Source organism: Taibaiella koreensis (assembly GCF_003545715.1).
Taxonomy (GTDB): domain Bacteria; phylum Bacteroidota; class Bacteroidia; order Chitinophagales; family Chitinophagaceae; genus Taibaiella; species Taibaiella koreensis.
Map to the genome: position 1 here is coordinate 554,212 of NZ_QVNU01000002.1, position 18,325 is coordinate 572,536.

The window sequence follows — 18,325 nt, forward strand, 5'->3', positions numbered from 1 at the left end:
ATTTCATAGTTCCCTTATTGTTCTCTATAAGCGGGAGTGGTCCTGCTTATGCTTATTGCTTATCTACATGCGTTTAATGATATATAGTCTGCTGCCCGCGGCTTTAGTAGCTGCGAGCATACAACCGGCCTTTGCCCAGCCCTTACCACAGCTGAGCGGGCAAGTGCTCACCGGCGGACAAAAACCGGCGGACGCCGCTTCCGTAGCCTTGCTCAAGGCAAGCGATTCTTCGGTGGTGCAAATGATCCTCGCCGATGAGCAGGGCCGGTATAGCTTCGAGAGGCCGACAAACGGTCTTTATCTTTTATGGATATCCATGACCGGTCTGCAACCTTACCGGAGCAATAAACTGTCGATAGACAGCCTGGGCCCGCTCAGCCTTCCTCCTGTTGTGCTGGAGCCTTCGGCACAGCAGCTGCAGGAAGTAAGCATCACGGGCAATAAAGCCTTTATAGAACGAAAAACAGACCGTACGGTAGTCAATGTGGATGCACTTCCCGGTAGCGCTGGCAGCACTGCGCTCGATGTACTGGAAAAATCGCCGGGTATCCGTGTCGATCAGAACGGCGGCATCAGCCTCAGGGGAAAAGAAGGTGTGATCGTTTATATCGACGACCGGCCTACTTACTTATCGGGACAAGCGCTGCAGCAATACCTGCAGTCGCTCCCCGCTTCGGCCCTGGACCAGATCGAGATCATGACCAATCCACCCGCCCGGTACGATGCAGCCGGCAGCGCCGGCGTGCTTAACATCAAAACAAAGAAAAACAAGAGCCGGGGCTTTAACGGCAACCTTAATCTGGCCTATACCCAAAGCCGTTTTGCCCAAACGAACAACAGCCTTGTCCTTAATTACCGTGAGGGTAAGCTGAACCTTTTTGCCAACCTGAGCTACGGCATAAAGCAAGGATACAACGATCTTGATATCTACCGGCGCTATAAGAATAGTGACGAAAGCACCCGTTCTTATTTTGTGCAGAATACCTATATCCGCAGCCGCAACTATTCGGGCAATGCCAGGATCGGGGCCGATCTCGACCTGGATAAGCAGAATACGCTGGGTATATTGTTCACCGGCTCGATTGTGGATAGCCGGCAAAGCAACGAAAATAACAGTGACTTGCTCAATGCTTATCGCCAGCCCGATTCCCTCATCAAAGCGCTCAACAAGGAAGACGGCGCCTTCCGCAATGGGGGGATCAACCTGAATTACCGGCACAAGTTCCGGCAGGAAGGCCGTCAGCTTACGACCGATCTCGATTACATCACTTACAGCGACCGTAGCGAGCAGAGCTTCGACAACCATATCCTCTCCTCCGATGGTAATCCTCGTAGCCGGGAATTGCTGCTCGGCAGCCTGCCTGCCGATATTGGCATTGCTTCCGTTAAGACCGATTATACGCAACCTTTGCCACACAGCTATGTGCTTTCGACGGGAGCAAAGGGAAGCTATACCCGTACAGACAACCTGGCCGATTACCGTTACAGCAACGATGGCATTGAGGCGCCTGATTATGACAAGAGCAATCACTTTATCTATAAGGAAGGCATTGCTGCCGCTTACCTTAACCTGGCCAAAGAATTCAAACGATTGTCGTTGCAGGCAGGACTGAGACTCGAACATACACAATCGGACGGACACCAGTTGGGCAATATCGTCAAGCCCGACTCCGCATTCAGCAGAACTTATACCAATCTTTTTCCCACCTTTTATGCCGCTTATAAATGCGACAGCGCCGGAAATCATCTGCTTAGCCTTAACTATGGCCGCCGCATCAACAGGCCCTATTACCAGGACCTGAATCCCTTTATATCGCCACTCGACAAGTTCACTTACTACGTGGGCAACCCTTTTCTAAAGCCCTCTTTTACCAATAGCATCGAGCTTGCCTATACCTTCCGTAACCGGATTGTATCGACGTTGAGCTATAGCGATACCCGAGACGATGTAAATGAGACCATCGAGATCAACGACGGCATTTACTACAGCCGGCCCGGGAATATCGGGCGCAATACAGTGGTCACGCTATCCGTGGATGCAACGCAAGAACTCTTTCCATGGCTGGAGTATCATGGTTATACCGAGATCGCCCAAATCCACTCCCGCAGCGACTTCTACACAGGCAAGCTGGATACCAGGGGCACTTACTGGTTCCTGCAGTCCAATGTGCGCGCTCGCCTGGGTAAGGATTGGGTGGCTTACCTGGGTGGCCGTTATATTACTGCCGTTACCAATGCCCAGTTCGTTACCGGGGCCAATGGGCAGCTATATGGCGGACTGCAAAAAAGCTTCGGAGATAAAATCGTGCTGAAAGCCAACATCAATGATATATTTCACACTGCCGTCAATAAGGGAACGATCAACAACCTTGCGGCAACAGATGCTACTTATTACAATCGCTACGATTCACGTCAATGCACCCTGTCATTCAGCTACCGCTTTGGCAAAGCGATTGCAGGCCAACACCAGCCCAAAGAGAGCGGCGCCGAAAGCGAAAAGAGTCGTGTAAAGCAGTAACCTGCAGATAAGCCGGCATTTCCAGGTTTCCTTAACTTGCAACGGGCATTAAAGCCAATAATTCCGCCTATGTCTGCTGCATTGGTCTGTAAAGCGCATGGTACTGTGATCCGCTATCTGCATGTATGTCAGCATCTCTATAACAGCTATAAAGAGGAAGCGGTGCCCGAAGCCCTTGAAGTGCATTTTAAGGGCACTTTACGTCTGTGCGTTGCTTGCTATACTGCCTACGAAAAACAGCATTTCCCGGAGCATAATTTTTACGACCTTGTCGGGGAATGCCTGGAACACGACGATCCCGGTATGGAACAAAAGCTCGAGGACCTCAGTGGACTATACGAGACGTACTGCAAAGCGATCGGTGAACATTATTTTTGCGGACATTGCTTCGATGAGCTCCGGATCCGTAATGCCCGCCGGCTCGGACAGCCGCTACCTTTTATCCCCTATGAGCAAACACTCGATCATCGTGACACAGATACCCTGGGCCGGCTTGAAACATATCTGACCGGGCACTTTACTTTTGCCACCTCGGAGTACATCCGCCCTGGTGAACCAGCGCTTTTTCTCAGACAGGGAAACATCAGCAGCCCGCTGGAGATCGCCATTTACCATGTAACCGAGGCTCATGAACAGGAAGCATTGCTTCAATTGATCGATCACTTCTTTGCTTCAATAGAAAAGTTTCAACGGCGGGTTTGTTTTTTTGAAAAAGAAACCTGGATCGAAACGCAGTATGAAAATGGGGTCGGTCGTACCTGGGTTCCCGAAGCGCCGTTGAAAGCAATTCTGATCTCCTGAGGAATATCCATCTTATTTTTTCCCTTAAGAACGATCTCAAAACGACCACATTTGTGGTTTCTTGCGCAAAACAGCCTGACTTTCCGGGTAAAATCCCCCAAATGGCGGGGTTAAAAACCACTAGTCAAGAAAACAATACCACTTATAAAGTGGTACGGGAATTTTGCATTGGGGGATGATATCTTTGAATAGAAATCAAAAAAGGATCCCATGAAACTGTTCCATTTGCCCAAGCTCGCACTGACGGCGACCAAGGTCCCTTCAGTTTACGGTGTGTACACCATTGTAAAAGGAAACCTGCGGTTGTTCGGTCTGAACATCAAAATGCAAACTACTGTCCGGTTCAATCAAGGCTAATTGTTAGTGATCATAGTGACGTTGTTTTATAGTTAATCCGAGTGTTTTTGTTTTGGTTGTTTTTGTATTCAACATAAAGGCCGTTCTTAGAACGGCCTTTTACTTTTTTGACAAAGCAAGCTATATATTATTGAAACGGCGACTGGAAAATATGGGCCTGGCGTCATCTGCCACATAAAAAAAGAAGCCGCTCCTGGAGAACGGCTTCGCTTTCATGGTCGTTTTTTTTATTGCTGGTCGTAGCTGGTATCCCATGCATTGCCATCGTCGCCTTTTTGCCCATCCATCTTGATCATAAAGTTCTTGGCCGGGAAATAAGGTTTCATATGAATATCAAGATGAATGCGGTCCTTTTGATGAGGATCCTGCTCAAAACGACGTATGGTGAAGTCTTCGATCAGCTTATCGGGTCCCGTAATGCTATCGAGAAACTTCACGATCTGGCTCATCAGGTCTTTGCGCGTGTTGGCATTGAAGTTCTCAAAAGCGCGGCGGTTAAGAAAATCCATTAATACCTTGGTCACGTAATCGAATACACGCACAACAGAATAGGTTTGCAAACCCAGGTTGTCGCCATTGAACAGGGTCTTGGCCGAGAAGGCCATTACTTTGCCGTACTCTTTGACCATAGGTACCAGACCCATTTTTTCCAGGTTGGCGATCTCGCTTTTCTTCAGGTCAAATTTCACGCCGTCGACTTCATTCATGCTACCAAATTTTTTACCGGCTGTTACCTGGCTCATGAGGGTGCGGTAGATCTTACCTGCCAGCGCGCCGGAGGGCGGCACATACAGGTCTTCCTCCTCGCCCAGCTCGTCAAATTTGCCGCGGCCTACCAGCCAGTTGCAGCTCATCATCACGTTGGAGCGATACTTGTCGCCACCGGTAAGATTGGCCAGCTCAAACATTTCCATCACATCGTCGGGAGCATCGAGGTGCTCAAAGTCGGTTACCAGCATTACTTTATTTTCGTGCGCCATTTTGGCCCATTTTTCCACTACCTTATTGCTGCCCAGGTAACCCGGCACGATCATAATGCTGTAGTTGTTGCGCAGGTCAAGCCGGTCGTAATTCTTTTTCAGCTCTTCGCCTATATGATCGATAAAGCGGGTATTGTCCAGATCTTTCAGCTGATCGGCTTCACAATTGATAAAGGATACATTCTTTAGCTTGTCGCCTTCGGTGTTTTTAAAGAACAGCGCCACATTACGATAAGAGCGTTCCAGGTCGCGCGATTCTTCGACAGCGCGGGACAGGTTCTTTTCCAGCACTTTCTGGCTCTGCTCGGCTCTTTGCTCACTCAGATCCACCATTTCTGAGATCTCCTTGCCCGATTCCAGCACCTGGGCCCATACGGAAAGTGCCTTCTGCAGGGCTTCCCTTTCTCCTTTCTTCTGCGACTCGGTGAGGAAGATATTACGGCGGGCCTTACGGTCGGGGTTTAGGTTCTGTGCCCCGTCTATAGAGGACTCTATCAGGTCGAAGCCGCCAAACCGGGCGAGCTTGTCCACACCGGTTTTGAGGAACTCGAGGGGGTTCTTGATCGCTTGGCGTTCCTGTACCGGTGCTTGTTCTCCCGCGGCTTGTTGTTGCAGTTCTTCGCTCATGGCGTTTCTTTTAAAGGTTTAAGTGCTGATTTGCTACTGCAAAGTACAATGAATGCGGAGGCAGGCCAATACGTAAAAAGACGTAATTTGACTCATGGGCATGCGGATTTGTGGTCAGCGAAGCCATATAGATACGCCCACATATAGCCGCTATGCTACATAATTGGTATGCTTTACAGACATGGCGCCCCTACAGGACGCTGATGGCTTTCTTTTTACACTACAAACATTGCACCCCTACGGGGCGCTGATGGCTTTCCTCTTACACTACAAACATTGCACCCCTATGGGGCGCTGATGGCTTTCCTTTTACACTACAAACATTGCACCCCTATGGGGCGCTGATGGCTTTCCTTTTACACTACAAACATTGCACCCCTATGGGGCGCTGATGGCTTTCCACTTATGTGACTACAAACATGGCGCCCCTACGGGGCGCTACCGGTCACAACGTAAACAGCCGGCATGTTGCGACATGCCGGCTGTTGCTATAAAATGAGGTATGGGATCAGGATTCTCCCTGCACCAGGAGGCGGAAGCCATTGCCGTGTATGTTCACAATGCTCACGGTTTCGTCGTCGCTCAGGTACTTACGAAGCTTGGCGATATATACGTCCATGCTGCGTCCGTTGAAATAGGTGTCGCTACCCCAGATGCGTTTCAGGGCCTGGTCGCGCGGCAACAGATCGTTTTTGAACTCGCAGAGCATTTGCAGCAGGGCATTTTCTTTGGGAGATAAGGTATATTGCTTATCGTCGATGGAAAGGATGCGCAATTTGCTGTTGAACTTGAATTTGCCAAATTCGAACTCGATCTGTGAGGGGTTCTTTTCCTGGATCTCCTGGTTCCGCTTCAGTATAGCCTTTATTTTCAGCAACAGCACTTCACTGTCGAAAGGCTTGGAAATATAATCGTCGGCGCCCAATTTATAACCATTGATCACATCTTCCTTCATACTGCGGGCCGACAGGAAGAACAACGGAACATCGGGATCTGCATTCCTGATCTCTTCGGCCAGCGTAAAGCCGTCCATATTGGGCATCATGACATCCAGTAGACAAAGATCGAATTTTTCTCTGCGGAAAGCCGCCAGGCCAAGGATACCATCACGACACAGCTCAACGATGTAATCGTGCAGCTCCAGGTAGTTTTTTAACACCTGGCCCAGATTGGTATCATCCTCTACCAGTAAAATTTTTGCTTTTTCAGCTTCCATAAATTTTTATTAAAGTGCTCAAATTTAAATACCTACAACAAACGAGAGGAAATATGGCATTGAATGTTTTGTTAAAAACGGGGACAGTTGTAGGCATTCCGGTTGCGCGAACCGGCGTTGTACAGGCCCTGGTAAACCAGCGAAATTTCGAAGGCGCCATAGCCTCCGGTAGCCGAGCTCATACCCGAAGTGGTGATATCTACAGAGGCGGTCATCCTGATCTTGTTCCATTCAAAGCCTACCAGCGGTATGATCGCGTCGTTGAGGCGGTGATAAAGGCCCACGATAAAAATGCTGGGGCGGTTTTCCTTAGGTGTGACATTGTAGCTGAACTGCGCACCGAATACAGATTCGGAGGCGCCACGCTGGTAGGTATAATATCCAGAAATATCGGCGATCACGGACTCGCTCACCCGGAACAGCATATCGAGGTTGCCGGTGGGACGCATACCCAGCTTATTGTCCATTTTGTAAAAGCTCTCCTGCGGATTGTTAATATGTAACAATCCGGCGCCCAACTTTATATAGACATTTTCATTGGGGAAAAAGGCATAGTTGACGCCGGCGCAAATATCGGCATATGATGTTTTCTGAAAAGAATTGGTCTCTCCATTAGCCGACCGGGGATTAAAGGTAAATCCATCCCACTGGGTATCAAAGGTAAGCTTTCCAAAATCCACGCTTCGCTGCACATAAGCCGCACCCAAACCCACCGAGATCATGTTGTAATCGCCCAACTGGATATGATAGGCCGCCGATACCTGGAACTTGGTCAATGCCAGATTGCCATTACCGGCTACATCGCTGAAAAAAGCGCCACCAACCCCAAGCCAGCTCGTACTGCTGGCATTGCGGAACAACTGAGCATCACCAAATGCTGAGATCGTACGGAACGGCGCAGGTACATTGCCCCACTGGTTGCGATAATTGGCCCCTACCCTGAAATCATTCTCCGGCATAAGCGCCGTATTGGCCGGACTGATGAGCAGCGGCGCATTGTAAAACTGGGAAAAATGCAGGCCCTGGGCAAACAGCGGCGCTGTACCCCCGGCAACAATCAGTAAGAAAGAAAAAAGTAAAGATTTTCCCATCCGTTTTTCCTGGTTGGTTCTGACTCGGTTTTTGACAATCTCTTGCTAAAGTTACTGTTTTTTATCCACAGTCTTTTATTAAATATCAGACGGTCTTTCCGATTTAAAAGGTGGGTAGGAACACGTCGCATGCCGGGTTTTCCTTACAATTTCATGACAATTGTCTGCATGCCCTGTCCGAATTTTGCAAACTATGAAGCGAATACTATCCCTGACGCTTATCGCCGCGCTTGCTGCATTTACGTTTTCGTCCTGTATGAAGGACGAAAAACCCTATGCTATACCCAAAGCCCCCGATGGCGGCAAATTTCCTATTGAGCAAAAGCAGGTGCGCATTGGCGAAGATTATGAGACCCAGGTGTATTTCAACTTTGAGACTGGTGTGGTCTCCACTTCCGATTTCAAAAGCTGGGATATCAGCTTCACCACCGGGGCCGATAATGCTGAGTTGTGGATGAACGGCGGCAAGCAGGTGCTGATCTATCCTACCGGAAACAGCAACTACGCTTCGGTAACGGCATTGGGTACAGTACCGGCACAGGGCTGGAAGTACGACAACCCCTCGGGCCTTAGCGGCAAAAGCGGGCTGGGGATCTTCAGCAGCAGCAATCACCTGAATGAGGTACTGATCGTCGACGATGGCCAGAAAAATTACTATAAGCTCCAGGTTCTGGACATTTCTGCTACACAATACAAAATTAAGGCCGGCCTCCTCACCAATGCGCAGGGCGTCGAATATACCCTGGACAAGAACACCGATTACAATTACATTTTCTTTTCCTTTGCCACAGGCATAGTAAAGCCCGAGCCACCCAAGGCGACCTGGGATGTACTGTTCACCCGCTACCGCCATATTTACTATAAGTTCAATCCCGATGGCAGCGATTTTCCCTACATCGTGAATGGCGTGCTCACCAATCCTTACCAGACGCAAAGCGGCGGCGACACGACCAAAACCTATGATTTCTATAATTTCAGCCTCGAAAACGCGCAATCGTTCACCCTGGCTCCGGATCGGGATAAGATCGGCTACAATTGGAAGGATGTCGATATCAATACCGGCCGCTATACCGTGCGAACCAAGCAGATGTACATAGTCAAAGATCAGCATGAGGCGCTGTGGAAGCTGCATTTTACAGGCTTTTATGATGGCGATGGTAAAAAGGGAAATCCGAGCTTCGAATTCCAGCGCCTGCAATAGTGAATATCGTTTTTATGCAACCCTTTCCTTTTATTTTAGGAAAGGGTTTTTTATTTTGTGCAGGCTATGGCCTGTATCCTCATGTATACCCTTATTCATGCCACGCCGGAACAATGTTTCGACCTTTCGCGCGATACGGAGGTACATTTGCTGTCGACCAGGCATACCCACGAGCGTGTGGTGGCCGGGCGCAGCCGCGGCCTGTTTGAGGCCGGCGATACCGTAACCTGGGAGGCCGTGCACCTGGGTATACGGCAGCAACTGGAAACGCGGATCTCCCGCTTTGACCGGCCCCATTTTTTTGAAGATGTTATGGTAAAGGGCGCTTTCCGCAGCATGCGGCACGAGCACCATTTCCGGGAAGAAGGAGATGGCACCATTATGACCGACATTTTTGATTATACCTTACCGGCAGGCCCCCTGGGGCAGCTGTTCGACTGGCTTTACCTGAAAGGCTATATGATGCGCCTGCTGGAAAAACGTAACCGGATGATCAAAGCGATTGCGGAAAAGGACAGGTTACGTTGATAAAATCCATAATAACATGAATAAAGTTTTAGCGACGATACTTTATTGCCTTTGCACCTTGTCCTTGCAGGCGCAAAGCGATCTTCAAGCTATAGCTTCCGAGATTTTCGCAGAAGGGAATACACTCTATAGAACAGACATAGCTTCCTGGAAGGGGACGGACATCCTGATGAGCCGGTACAACTCATTACGCCAACGCATAGGCGGATACTTCTCTTACTTGAAAGAAGGGGGCTCAGTCTGTGTCTTTTACAATAAAGAAGAACCAAGCCGTGTGCTGCTGACCATCTCCTTTGACGCTACCCAGGATGTGGCGTCCGCTACGGTATCTACGGATGAGCGTCCATTCAACAGTCTGGAACTGGATTTATATGCAATGGGTAAAAAGGCGCGGGAAGAAATGACCAGAGATACAATCTTTGAATTCTACAAAGGAAGCAATCCCAATATCATTCCCTTGATCTATAAAGGACAGAAAAAAGTGTACATTATTACAGGACCTACCGAAGGCAATATTGTATTATTGGGTAACGACTATCTGCTTACTTTCGGAAGGGACAACGAGCTCGTTGCCACGAAAAAAATACACCGTAATCTTATCCCGATCCAAAGCAAAGAAGGCGATTCGGCGACGATAAGTATGCATAGCCACACCGGGGAAACCAGCAAGTTTATCACGCCAACCGATATCTGCACCATTTTAGAATACCAGAAAGCCGAACGCTGGGGACAGCACTATGTCATTTCCGCGGATTATGTCAGTATATGGGATTGCAAAACCGATAAACTGCTGATTCTTACCCGGAAGGCCTGGGAGCGTATCGCGAAAGATGATAGTATACCTACCGAAAAATAATATTTTCCTAAAACGGTCCGAAAGCAAACATTAGGCAATTTCTTATCAATTGCTTACCTTTGCGCTCATTTTTGCGTCCTCCGGGAACCAAAATTCAGTAAATAACTCCATAAATTTTATAAAGATGAGCGTTACTATATCTGCTGCAGATGTAAACAAACTGCGCCAAATTACCGGCGCCGGTATGATGGACTGTCGTAAAGCTTTGGCTGAAAGCGACGGCGATTTTGAAAAAGCGATCGACTACCTGCGTCTTAAAGGCCAGAAAGTAGCTGCTAACCGCAGCGACCGTGATGCCAAGGAAGGTGTGGCTATTGCCAAGGCTAATCCCGATGGTAACTATGGTATCATCGTTCAGCTTTCTGCCGAAACCGACTTCGTATCCAAAAACCAGGAGTTTGTTGATTTCGCAAACGATATCGCCGAAGCCGCCCTGCACAATATGCCTAACGATATCGATGCCCTGAAAGCATTGTCTCTGGGTGGCGCTACCATCAACGATAAACTGCTGGAAATGGTAGCCAAGATCGGTGAAAAGATCGACATCGTACGTTACGAGCAGGTAAACGCCGACGCAGTTGTACCTTATATCCACGGTAACTACCGCATTGGTGTGCTGGTAGGCCTTAACAAGCCCGAAAGCGAAAAAGTGATCGCTGCCGGTCGCGACGTAGCGATGCAGATCGCCGCTATGAATCCCCTGGGTGTTGACGCCGATAGCGTAGCGCCTGAAGTGATCGAGCGTGAAAAAGCGATCGCTATCGAGCAGATCGTTGCCGAAGGCAAGCCTGCCGATATGGCCGAGAAAATCGCTGCCGGTAAGCTGAACAAATTCTTTAAAGACAACACGCTGCTGGCCCAGCCTTTCGTAAAAGACAACGCTATCTCTGTTGCCGACTACCTGAAAGGCGTGGAAGCCGGACTCACGGTAACTACTTTCCGCCGCGCAGCCATCGGTTAATTGCAGACAAACTGATAACAAAGATCCCGCTGTTTTATAGCGGGATTTTTTGTATCCCCAACCGGGAAAGAAGGTGCTGCGCAAATTTTTATGCAATTTTGCAGCTTATTCATCATTTCCCTAAATACAAACGTACATTATGCGTCCTGAACCCGGAAGAAACGACCGACCGACTTTTCATAAGACCAGGGGCTATACCGGCCTGTTTATGGGACTGCTGTATTGCTGCCTTGCGCTCTTTTTTGCAATTTATAAAAGAGAGGATACCATCAGCTTCATTGGCAACAATGCCATACTGGCCTATATATTGCTGGGACTCATGTTTGCATATGGCGCATTCCGCATTTACCGCGGCGCACGAATGATACAAGGCAAATACTAATAGCTATGGCGATCCACTATTACGAGCAGGAGGTGCGCTCCGAACTAAAAGACAAACGGCGTTTATCGGCTTTTATCAGCAGCCTGGTAAAGGCGCACCTGGCCGTAAAGCAGATCAATCTCAACTATATCTTTTGCAGCGACGCGTCCCTGCTGGAGAAAAACCGCCACTTTCTCAATCACGATACCCTCACCGACATCATTACGTTCGACTTGTCGGAGCGGAAATCGGTTCTGGACGGTGAGATCTACATCAGCATAGACCGTGTGCGGGAAAACGCCGCGAAATTTGGCCATACCTATCTTGCTGAGCTGCACCGGGTCATTTTTCATGGCGCCCTGCACCTATGCGGCTTTAAGGATAAAAAGAAAGAAGACAAGGCATTGATGACTGAAATGGAGGACCAATGCCTGCAAAAATACCTGACCGATCAATGAAGTTTGAAATTGTATACGAAGACGATAATATCGTTGCCCTGAACAAGCCCAGCGGGCTATTGAGTATTCCCGACCGCTACAACCAGAGCATTCCCTGCCTGTACCACGAAGTGGCCCAAAAATATGAGCAGCTGTTTGTCGTACACCGCCTGGATAAAGATACCAGCGGCCTTATTGTATTTGCCAAGACAGAGGATAGCCATCGCTATATGTCGCAGCTATTCGAAGGGCGTGAGGTAAAAAAATACTATTTAGCTATTGTCAACGGCAGACCCATGAAGCCTTCGGGCAGCATTCTTGCCCCCATAGCCGAGCATCCAACGCACAAGGGACGGATGAGCATACAGAAAAAAGGACGTTTTGCACATACGGATTACGAATTGCAGGAAAGCTGGAACGGCTATTCTTTGCTGAAGCTCCGCATCCATACCGGCCGTACGCACCAGATACGGGTGCACATGCAGCACCTGGGCACACCCATTGTGGGCGATCCCTTTTACGGCGACGGTGCGCCCTTATTACTGTCTTCGGTAAAAAAGAAATTCAGGCTGGCCGAAAACGCCGAGGAAGAGCGGCCTCTCATCAGCCGGCTGGCGCTGCATGCCTCCGAGCTCATCTTCACCGGTATGCAGGGCGAAAAGCAGACTATCGTTGCGCCATTGCCTAAAGATATGAGTGTATCGATCAAGCAGCTTACCAAATGGGGCAAAGAGCGCTAGGACTTACCTAAAAGAACGGCGCAATCTTCTCCCATATCCGCTCCTTGATCATTCGCATACCTCTATCGGAAGGGTGTTCGCCCACACCTTTATCGGGAAACAATCCGCGGGCGGTATTGGATGCATCGTCGAGCAGGTCGTCGTTGCGCACAAAAAGATATCCTTTCTTATCGGCATATTCCTTCAGCAGCTTGTTGGTATTGGGACGGGCCCAGAAGCTGCCGACCACTACTTTTATGGCCTGGTCTTCGGGATCAATATGCTGTATGGCGCGATCGTAATTGCCAATGAAGCCGCCGTCGGCCACTGTCGTATCATTCACATTCTCGCCAAACCGCATGATGAGCATATCCGGTGCTTTAAAGGAGTCGAGCTTGCCGAAGTTATAGTCGCCCAATTGCCACTCCAGCCCCACGAGGTTAGCGCCTTTCACAATTACCGAGCCGTCATGCTTATGGATCTCCGAGGCAAGCTGGTGCACGAAGTCGCTGTCGGCCGTTGAAGCGGCCATGCCCCAGTTGCCCTGCCAGCCGATGTCCGGCGCAGGGCCATGCTTCGTAATGCTGTTGCCTAGAATGAGCACGCTTTTCACAGCGCCCTTTGCTTTCCGGTGCGCAGGCTTTGACCCGCAGGCAGCGAAGAGCAGACTGATCATGATTACAGGCAGAAGTTTGTTCATGGGAAAAGATCGGTTAGTCATGCATCTAATTGGCTGCCTTCAGCTCGCTTAATATATTATTGAGCCGTCCGGAAACCGTTTCGAGATCCGTATAGCCCTTGGCGACCAGGTAAAATTTGGTGTCGGAAACCTGGAGCAGCAGTTGTGGAAAGCTGCTGACCTGTAATTGCTTCACCAGCGCAAAATCATAGTACGCGCGTTCCCGGAAAGTCTCGCTGTGCAGGTCGCGGTAAAAGGTTTCGGCCTCGATATCGTATTGCGGCAGCAGGTGGCGGTACGCTTCATCGTCGGTAAGATCGCGGCCTTCGAAATGAAGGGCGTACTGGATATCCGATGCGAAGGAAACGGCCCTGGCAGGCTGGTATTCCTTGATAATGCTCAAGGCAATGGCCGGCTTTTCGGAGTTGGGGAACCAGTCGCTTCGCTCGGGGTTGAAGATATGCCAGAGATAATCTTCGCCAAACCGGATCCCGGTATACTCCTCAACCGTCTTATAAGCCTCTTGAATATAGGGAGCAGTAAGGCTTATCGGCTGCGGGGTTTCGGGCAGTATCATACCGCCGCTCAGCACGGTTACGGGCAACCGGGCGCCAAACTGCGCTTCGATCGCTTTGATTACCGGGCTAAAGCCGTAACACCAGCCGCAATAAGCATCGTAGCAATAAATAAGGTTCATCATTTGTAAAGAGAAAGGATGCAAAAATAAGGAACCTGCTGTTCAGATGGTATACCGGCCCCGCTAACAGCGACTACCATAATAGGGTGACTTTAAGCGGAAATTAACGAAAGGAATCAAAAAAGTTTTCCGGAATTGGAAAACATGTTGTAAACTTGCAGGGCAAAACCACTAATACTCCACCCTTTAGCTGGTAGCACAGAGTTCCCGCTTACTGTTTCCCCACAAAAGAATAGGCTAAGCTGCAGATTTATTTCAAATTTCTATTGTTATTAAATCAATTCACACATATTTTGGAACCCTAGATTCCAACCTACACTAAGATTAGTAAATCCCCAATTTGAATGGCTTACGACATTTTGCAATTGAACGACATGCTCGTTCCTGAGTTACTGGATATTGCCGAAACGCTGGGCGTCGCTGATGCAAAGAAGATCGGAAAGCAGGATTTGGTATATCGTATCCTCGACAAGCAAGCCTTGAAGGCTTCGGAAGAGGCTCCCGGCGAAGAACCGAAAAAGAAAAGAGGACGCAAACCCAAAGATCCGGAAGCGAAACCTGTAGCGGAGACTGCTCCACCGCCCGCCGCCCCGGAAGAAGCAACACTACAGGCACTACCCAAAGAAGAAAAGCCCATAAAGGCCAAACGGGAACGCAAGCCGGTTACCCATCGCCAGGAAAGAGGCGGCCCGATGCAGGCAACACCGATGCCAAAAGAAGAAAAGAAGCAATCTGAAGACGCTACCTACTTTGATGAACAGGAAGAGACAGAGCAAATACCGCAGCCTCAGCTCCATGAAGAGCAGCCGGCAACCGTTACAGAGGAACAGCCAAAGCAACCTGAAGTAGCAGGAGAAGAGAAAAAAGAGCCTCCTGTCGAATTTCTCCGCGAACAGCAACAGAACCGCCAGCAACAGCAACAGAACCGCTATCAGAAGGCCCAGAACGAATCCCACTTCAATATAGAGTTCGATGGCATTATACCGGGTGAAGGCGTGCTGGAAATGATGCCCGACGGCTATGGGTTCCTCCGCAGCAGCGACTATAACTACCTCAGCTCCCCCGACGACATTTACGTTTCTCCCTCGCAGATCAAATTATTCGGCCTCAAGACCGGCGATACCGTTACCGGTAATGTGCGCCCCCCCAAGGAAGGGGAAAAATATTTTGCCCTGCTGAAGGTTGAGACCATTAACGGACGCCTGCCCGAAGAGATCAGGGACCGTGTTCCATTCGACTACCTGACGCCGCTTTTCCCCAACGAAAAGCTCAATCTCAATACCACAGCCAGCAATTACAGCACGCGCATTATGGACCTGTTTACGCCTATAGGCAAGGGTCAGCGCGGATTGATCGTGGCCCAGCCCAAAACGGGTAAGACCATGCTGCTGAAAGAAGTGGCCAACGCCATCGCGGCCAACCACCCCGAATGTTACCTGATGATCGTGCTGATCGACGAACGTCCAGAAGAGGTGACCGATATGCAGCGCAGCGTTAACGCCGAGGTGATTGCCTCTACCTTCGACGAGCCTGCCGATAAGCACGTAAAAGTATCGCAGATCGCGCTGCAAAAGGCCAAGCGCCTGGTGGAAGTAGGACACGATGTGGTGATCCTGCTGGATTCCATCACCCGTCTTGCCCGCGCCCACAATACTGTAGCGCCCGCCAGCGGCAAGGTATTGAGCGGTGGTGTGGAAGCCAATGCGATGCAGAAACCCAAGCAATTCTTTGGCGCTGCCCGTAAGATCGAGAACGGCGGCTCGCTTACCATCCTGGCCACAGCCCTTATCGACACCGGCTCCCGTATGGACGAGGTGATCTTTGAAGAATTTAAGGGTACCGGCAATATGGAGCTACAGCTCGACCGTAAGCTGGCCAATAAGCGTATCTTCCCTGCCATTGACATTACCTCTTCTTCCACCCGCCGCGACGACCTGCTGCTGGATAAAGAGACCCTCAATAAAATGTGGATCCTGCGCAATCACATCGGCGGCATGAACACCGACGAGGCGATGAACTTCCTCTCCCAGCAAATGAGGGGAACCAAGAGCAATGAGGAATTTCTGGCGACAATGAATAAGTAAAGACCGGTATACCCTATATAGCAAAGCGGCTGCCTCATTTTGAGACAGCCGCTTTGCTATTATCCCCTCCGCCGTGTACTGGCTGTGGCGCCGTCTACCTTTACCGTAAATAAACACTATCATTATGACAATTACAAACATCAGTCAATTAAAGACAACACCACCTTGGTGTTGCTGCACAGCAACCGTATTGGGTTACTACACCCCCGGCGATGGCGGCGGCGGTACCTTCTACTGGGACGCGCTTTCCACAGAGGACGAGGATAGCGGCACCATTTTTGAGACAACGGCTTCTGCTACCGGCCGCTGGAAACGACTATACACCACACCACTTAATGTGCAATGGTTCGGCGCCAAAGGAGACGGTATCGCCGACGATACCGCTGCGATACAGGCGGCTATTGGCTTTGCCGGTGTACTAGGTTATAAGGGGACCGTTGATGCTACGACATATAGAGTTGCCGGTTTCAGTGTATTTTTCCCCGCTACTAAGAATGGCTACAGGATTATGAATACCCTGAAAGTTCCGCCTTACTGTTCTTTGCTTGGAGAAACAGGTGGCGGTTATTTTTTTAGCGGTAGCAATAAAGTCGCCCAATCTACGCTGGTTGCCGACTTCAGTACAAACCTGGCTTGGGTGATCGATACGGATAATTTTGATGATACAGGAAACCCCATCGCACCTGATGCCATCACAACAGCGACTCTTTTTGACAAGGGAAAAGTAAGCGCCAACAATGGCGTTGAAATAAGCAAGCTGAACATTATCGTAAAAAGCGGCAAGCGCTTGTTCGGAGGGATACGCATGGCTGTGGCGTTATATGCCCGCATCAGTGATTGCTATGTACAAGGAACAGATATCGGTTACCTGTGCTGCGGATGCGCTGGTGATACGAAGATCAACTCCCGTTCCGAAACCTATAAAGCCGGTGTGCTCGCATTATATGAAAATAACAATGTCAGCGTCAACGGCTACTACGACCGTATTGGCGGAACAACCGCTCCCCTGCCGGAGACCCAGGCTTTCTTTGGCAGTCTGAATATTTTCTTCACGGGAACGGACCTTCCCGATTATGCCAACAGTACATTTGGTTATATAGGACTGTATAACTACGGCTCTGTTTCGCAATCGCTTATTGTACAGCACTGGGATATTGGCGCAGCCATCTGCAATTCCGAGTATACCTGCGAATGTCTCTATGCGGAAGGCTGTGGCGAAGCCATCGTCAGCTATACCTGCGACGCCGTGTTTAATGAAGTGGTCGGCTCAAATAATGGCGCGACATTGCGGGCAGGCGCGAACACTAAAATGTATTTTAATGGTGTGCGGCAGGACAGTACACCCGCTTTCTTTAATCATATCTCCCGTTATTATACCGAGGTATCCGTACCGGGTACTGTTGCGGCCTATGCCAACCATAGAAATCTGATTCACCGTGTACCCAAGCACACCGTATACCTGTCCAGCACAGGCAGCGACAGCTATCATGGCTTTATGGAAACGTATCCGGTAAAGACGCTGGAAGCCGCCTTGCTGAGAGCGACTGCAGCACAGTATAATTTCGGCGATAGCGCTTTCCCTCCGGCCGTCAACGTTGCAGCGGTAACGATCTATATCCTCGACAATGCCACTTATGACCTGGACATCGATTTTTCCCTGTACAATGCCAAACTTTTGGTTACGAGCGCGGCGAAGCCAACCATAAACTTTGCCACAGGAGCGCTCCAGATGTCGGACAGCAGCATTCATTTCGATAATATCGTGGTCAATAAAACCCCGGATACCAAGGGGAACGGAGAAGACGGGTTCCTATGGTCAGCCACGGGGCAGAATAAGGCTACTTTTGTAAGCTGCGAGCTGAACGTCTCATCCGGACGGTCTGCCGTCTACCTGGCTTATAATGGAGCCTCTATGATGGATCTTAGTCTTTACAATACGCAGGTAAAAGGAGATGCCACTACGCGCATTGTCCAAGGAAATTACCTTAACAACTCTCCCCATTACCTTACGTATTTGATCGGTTATTTGAGCTCATTAGCGAATGGCATCGAAACCCGTGGTGATAAAGGGATACAGGTACCCGCAAGCTGGATCATCAAATCCAATGCATAACGCTGCTCCGACGGGTTAAGCGCATATATTAAAATGAAATAAGACCAGGCGGCTTTAGGGCCGCCTGGTCTTATTGGCAAAGCTTTCAGCAGGATAGGT

General features: G+C 49.6%; 17 protein-coding genes. 12 read left to right on the forward strand and 5 right to left on the reverse strand.

All coding sequences use genetic code 11. From position 1 onward, the window contains the following. Positions 1-67 precede the first annotated feature (67 nt). From DZK30_RS09490 to DZK30_RS25790, 3 genes are all read left to right on the forward strand, one after another. Entirely contained in the window at positions 68-2,518 is a 2,451-nt protein-coding gene (locus DZK30_RS09490) for an outer membrane beta-barrel family protein (protein ID WP_118973889.1), read from the forward strand. 69 nt (positions 2,519-2,587) lie between these two features. After that, complete coding sequence (locus tag DZK30_RS09495; RefSeq protein WP_118973890.1) at positions 2,588-3,319, forward strand: hypothetical protein; 732 nt, start codon at positions 2,588-2,590, stop codon at positions 3,317-3,319. Positions 3,320-3,529: 210 nt separating this feature from the next. Continuing rightward, positions 3,530-3,676, forward strand: coding sequence for a hypothetical protein (locus tag DZK30_RS25790; protein WP_162902987.1), 147 nt, complete (start codon positions 3,530-3,532; stop codon positions 3,674-3,676). A 227-nt stretch (positions 3,677-3,903) separates the two neighbouring features. Here the strand turns inward: DZK30_RS25790 and DZK30_RS09500 are convergent, their stop codons facing one another. The 3 genes from DZK30_RS09500 to DZK30_RS09510 all read right to left on the reverse strand — a co-directional run bounded on the left by DZK30_RS09500 (position 3,904) and on the right by DZK30_RS09510 (position 7,590). Beyond that, complete coding sequence (locus DZK30_RS09500; protein ID WP_118973891.1) at positions 3,904-5,283, reverse strand: DUF5458 family protein; 1,380 nt, start codon at positions 5,281-5,283, stop codon at positions 3,904-3,906. 508 nt (positions 5,284-5,791) lie between these two features. Beyond that, complete coding sequence (locus DZK30_RS09505; RefSeq protein ID WP_118973892.1) at positions 5,792-6,499, reverse strand: response regulator transcription factor; 708 nt, start codon at positions 6,497-6,499, stop codon at positions 5,792-5,794. A gap of 71 nt (positions 6,500-6,570) precedes the next feature. Beyond that, positions 6,571-7,590, reverse strand: a complete 1,020-nt coding sequence (locus tag DZK30_RS09510) for a PorP/SprF family type IX secretion system membrane protein (RefSeq protein ID WP_118973893.1) — start codon at positions 7,588-7,590, stop codon at positions 6,571-6,573. Positions 7,591-7,783: 193 nt separating this feature from the next. On the opposite strand from DZK30_RS09510, the gene DZK30_RS09515 reads away from it, so the two are divergent. The 7 genes from DZK30_RS09515 (at position 7,784) to DZK30_RS09545 (ending at position 12,674) form a co-directional block, all read left to right on the forward strand. Beyond that, on the forward strand, positions 7,784-8,791 hold the full coding sequence (locus tag DZK30_RS09515) for an HmuY family protein (protein ID WP_118973894.1): 1,008 nt from the start codon (positions 7,784-7,786) through the stop codon (positions 8,789-8,791). A gap of 66 nt (positions 8,792-8,857) precedes the next feature. Beyond that, positions 8,858-9,319, forward strand: coding sequence for an SRPBCC family protein (locus tag DZK30_RS09520; RefSeq protein ID WP_118973895.1), 462 nt, complete (start codon positions 8,858-8,860; stop codon positions 9,317-9,319). 16 nt (positions 9,320-9,335) lie between these two features. Further along, on the forward strand, positions 9,336-10,175 hold the full coding sequence (locus DZK30_RS09525) for a hypothetical protein (protein WP_162902988.1): 840 nt from the start codon (positions 9,336-9,338) through the stop codon (positions 10,173-10,175). A 124-nt stretch (positions 10,176-10,299) separates the two neighbouring features. After that, complete coding sequence (gene tsf / locus DZK30_RS09530; protein ID WP_118973897.1) at positions 10,300-11,136, forward strand: translation elongation factor Ts; 837 nt, start codon at positions 10,300-10,302, stop codon at positions 11,134-11,136. A 139-nt stretch (positions 11,137-11,275) separates the two neighbouring features. Continuing rightward, positions 11,276-11,518 (forward strand): hypothetical protein, encoded by a 243-nt coding sequence (locus DZK30_RS09535; RefSeq protein ID WP_118973898.1) that lies wholly within the window; start codon positions 11,276-11,278, stop codon positions 11,516-11,518. 5 nt (positions 11,519-11,523) lie between these two features. Next, positions 11,524-11,955: an rRNA maturation RNase YbeY gene (gene ybeY / locus DZK30_RS09540; RefSeq protein ID WP_118973899.1), complete on the forward strand. Its 432-nt coding sequence runs from the start codon at positions 11,524-11,526 to the stop codon at positions 11,953-11,955. Next, positions 11,952-12,674, forward strand: a complete 723-nt coding sequence (locus DZK30_RS09545; protein WP_240432892.1) for an RluA family pseudouridine synthase — start codon at positions 11,952-11,954, stop codon at positions 12,672-12,674. Before ybeY ends, DZK30_RS09545 begins: the two co-directional genes overlap by 4 nt. A 7-nt stretch (positions 12,675-12,681) precedes the next feature. Here the strand turns inward: DZK30_RS09545 and DZK30_RS09550 are convergent, their stop codons facing one another. After that, the gene (locus tag DZK30_RS09550) at positions 12,682-13,353 is read right to left on the reverse strand and encodes an SGNH/GDSL hydrolase family protein (RefSeq protein WP_118973901.1); all 672 of its coding nucleotides are present in this window, start codon (positions 13,351-13,353) and stop codon (positions 12,682-12,684) included. 25 nt (positions 13,354-13,378) lie between these two features. Continuing rightward, entirely contained in the window at positions 13,379-14,032 is a 654-nt protein-coding gene (locus tag DZK30_RS09555; RefSeq protein WP_240432893.1) for a DsbA family protein, read from the reverse strand. Between the two features lie 341 nt (positions 14,033-14,373). On the opposite strand from DZK30_RS09555, the gene rho reads away from it, so the two are divergent. Beyond that, positions 14,374-16,113 (forward strand): transcription termination factor Rho, encoded by a 1,740-nt coding sequence (gene rho, locus DZK30_RS09560; protein ID WP_118973902.1) that lies wholly within the window; start codon positions 14,374-14,376, stop codon positions 16,111-16,113. A gap of 124 nt (positions 16,114-16,237) precedes the next feature. Further along, on the forward strand, positions 16,238-18,226 hold the full coding sequence (locus DZK30_RS09565) for a glycosyl hydrolase family 28-related protein (RefSeq protein WP_118973903.1): 1,989 nt from the start codon (positions 16,238-16,240) through the stop codon (positions 18,224-18,226). The last annotated feature ends 99 nt before the right edge of the window (positions 18,227-18,325 follow it).